The sequence below is a fragment of the Streptomyces sp. KR55 genome (genome assembly GCF_052245645.1).
Classification (GTDB): domain Bacteria; phylum Actinomycetota; class Actinomycetes; order Streptomycetales; family Streptomycetaceae; genus Streptomyces; species Streptomyces flavusporus.
Window position 1 is genome coordinate 1 of record NZ_JBQQCE010000781.1, and the last position, 2694, is coordinate 2694.

General features: G+C 68.9%; 2 protein-coding genes and 1 pseudogene. All 3 read left to right on the forward strand.

Annotation, left to right across the window (positions count from 1 at the left end):
* Positions 1–160 precede the first annotated feature (160 nt).
* Complete coding sequence (locus ACTWQJ_RS49960) at positions 161–1129, forward strand: SCO0930 family lipoprotein (protein ID WP_443312978.1); 969 nt, start codon at positions 161–163, stop codon at positions 1127–1129.
* 309 nt (positions 1130–1438) lie between these two features.
* Entirely contained in the window at positions 1439–2251 is an 813-nt protein-coding gene (locus ACTWQJ_RS49965; protein WP_443312979.1) for an SAM-dependent methyltransferase, read from the forward strand.
* Positions 2248–2694, forward strand: a pseudogene (locus tag ACTWQJ_RS49970) (GGDEF domain-containing protein); the annotation flags it as partial. The gene ACTWQJ_RS49965 and the pseudogene ACTWQJ_RS49970, both read left to right, overlap by 4 nt.

Below are 2694 nucleotides of genomic sequence, written 5' to 3' on the forward strand. Positions count from 1 at the left end.
GACGCACATGCGACCCGCCCGGGAGTCCGGTCGGCCACTTCACAGATTCGGAAAGAAATCTCGTCGCGGTTGAACACAACCACCGTCCCCGTTCGTACCCATTGTCGTGCGGCGGCGCAGCAGGGCGCTGCAACACCCTTGGAATTATGGGGAGTTAGCGATGAAGACCTCCTGGCGGAGCGCCTCACTCGTGGCGAGCGCCGTGGCCGTACTGGCGCTGACGACGGCGTGCGGTCAGGAAAACGGTGGCCAGTCGGCCAGTCAGAACGTGGGCGCGACGGCCGCGGCGGGCGGTTACGGCGGTACGGGCCTCGGTTCGGGTACGGGTACCGGAACAGAGGCCGATGCGGGCGCGGCGCCGGACCAGCAGAACGCCGGGGCCCAGGCCGCCCCCGCGGGCAAGTTGGCGGTGTCGGCCAATGCGGAGCTCGGCCAGGTGCTGACCGACAGTGCCGGTCGCACCCTGTACCGGTTCGATCAGGACACCGCCGAGCCGCCGAAGACCAACTGCGAGGGCGACTGTGCGACCGCCTGGCCGCCCGTGCCTGCGGACGATGTCAAGGCCGGTGAGGGAGTCGACGAGGAGTTGCTCGGCGAGGTCACCCGGCCCGACGGCACCAAGCAGCTGACGATCGCCGGCTGGCCGGCGTACCGCTATGCGAAGGACGTCAACCCGGGCGACACCAAGGGCCAGGGGGTGGGCGGCACTTGGTACGCGCTGGCCCCCGACGGCAAGAAGGCCACGTTCGCCGACCTGCCCGGACTGTCCACCCGTGAGGACCCGAAGCTCGGCGAGATCGTCGTCGACAAGAACGGCCACACGGTCTACCGCTTCATGAAGGACGAGGCCTGGCCGGAGCCGGTGTCGGCCTGCACCGGCGAGTGCCTGGAGAAGTGGCCGGTCGTCGCCCCCGTGGCCGCCAACGACACCAAGGGCGTCGAGAAGGAGGGCCTGATGAGCTTCACCCGGCCCGACGGCGTCAAGCAGCAGACGGTCGACTGCTGGCCCATCTACACCTTCGCCGGTGACAAGGCCCCCGGCGACACCAACGGTCAGGGCGTGGGCGGCACCTGGTTCGCCGTCTCGCCCGACGGAAAGCCGGTCGGCGCGCCCGCAAAGGAAGAGTAGGAGGACCTCCCCACCGGTCTGCCCCTGGCGCGCGACCTTGCGGTCCGCCTCCCGCATCCATGCGGAAGGCGGACCGCTTTGCCGTAATTCACCGGGAGTCCGCATGACTCATCCCCATACGCCGGAACTTCGGAACTCTGCGAGATGCTGCGGATACTTTTCGTAGCCTGTTCCCGAGTGGGTCAATTTGGCACGTGCCGCAGGCAGTGACCGGGAACGGATGGTCAATTTCCGTTTCTGCTCGCTCCTTTGGCGGGCGATCAGTAGCCTCAGCTCGAACACCGGATCGCCTACGCCTTGGAGAGATAGATGGAGCGTCCCGCCTGGGCCCCACGGAGCATCGACATCTCGGTGCCGAGCGTTTCGCGAATGTACGACTACTACCTGGGCGGTTCGCACAACTTCGAGGTCGACCGGGAGGCGGCCCGCAGGGCGATGGAGTTCATGCCGGGACTCCCCAAGATCATGCAGGCGAACCGGGCGTTCATGCGTCGCGCGGTGCGGTATGCGGTCGGCGAGGGCATCACACAGTTTCTCGACGTCGGCTCGGGCATCCCGACCTTCGGCAATGTCCACGAGGTGGCCCAGCAGGCGCGTCCCGGAGCGCGCGTGGTCTACGTCGACCACGACCCGGTGGCCGTGGCGCACAGCGAGGCCGTCCTCGAGGGCAACGAGAACGCGGACGTCGTCGCCGCCGACCTCCGCAAGCCGCACGAGATCCTGTCGAGCCCTCAGGTGGAGCACCTGCTCGACCTGAAGCGGCCGGTCGCGTTGCTTCTCGTTGCCATACTCCACTTCGTGGAGGACGCGGACGATCCCTACGGGGCGGTGGCTCAACTGAGCGACGCACTGGCGCCCGGCAGCATGCTGGTTCTCACCCATGCCTCGTACGAGGGAATCCCGCTGCCACCCGAGCGGGCGAGCGGCACGGTGGACGTATACAAGGACCTTCGCAACCCGCTGATCATGCGCTCGCGCGAGGAGATCGCGCGGTTCTTCGAGGGGTACGACATGGTGGAACCGGGACTGGTGCCGATGCCCGTATGGCGACCGGACACCGAACCGGAGGACGAGGATCCGTATGCCTTCTCCGGTTTCGCGGGCGTGGGGCGTACGGCGTGAGCGCGGAGCCGGACGGGCCGGAGGACAGAGTGCGCCGGTTCGCGACGATCTGGAGCCGGGCGGTGTTTCCGGCCACCTCGACGTCGCTGACCCGGCCGGAGTTCGAGGAGCAACTGCTGCCGCTGGCCGGGCGGTTGAGCGAGATGCTGCGGGCCCGCACCTTCGACGCGGCCGAGGCACGGGCGATCGGTGCCTCCCTGGTCGACGCGCACTGCACCGACCCGGAGGCGCTCACCCGCGCCCTGGACTGCATCGACGCCTACCTGGTGCTCTACTGCGGCGAGGACGGTCCGCAGGACGATCTGCGGGCGCGGTCGGCGCGGCTGCAGCACGCCGTGGCCGCCGGGTTCGCCCAGGCGCTGCGCGAGCGGACCCTGGCCGAGCAGGAGGCCATCGCCCAGGCGGCGTTGCGTGCCCAGGGCGTGGTGGCGCAGGCGCTGCAC

Bases quoted from the DNA above. Each gene is read 5' to 3' on its own strand.
- ACTWQJ_RS49965 (WP_443312979.1), top strand. From the start codon at position 1,439: ATGGAGCGTCCCGCCTGGGCCCCACGGAGCATCGACATCTCGGTGCCG.
- ACTWQJ_RS49960 (WP_443312978.1), top strand. From the start codon at position 161: ATGAAGACCTCCTGGCGGAGCGCCTCACTCGTGGCGAGCGCCGTGGCC.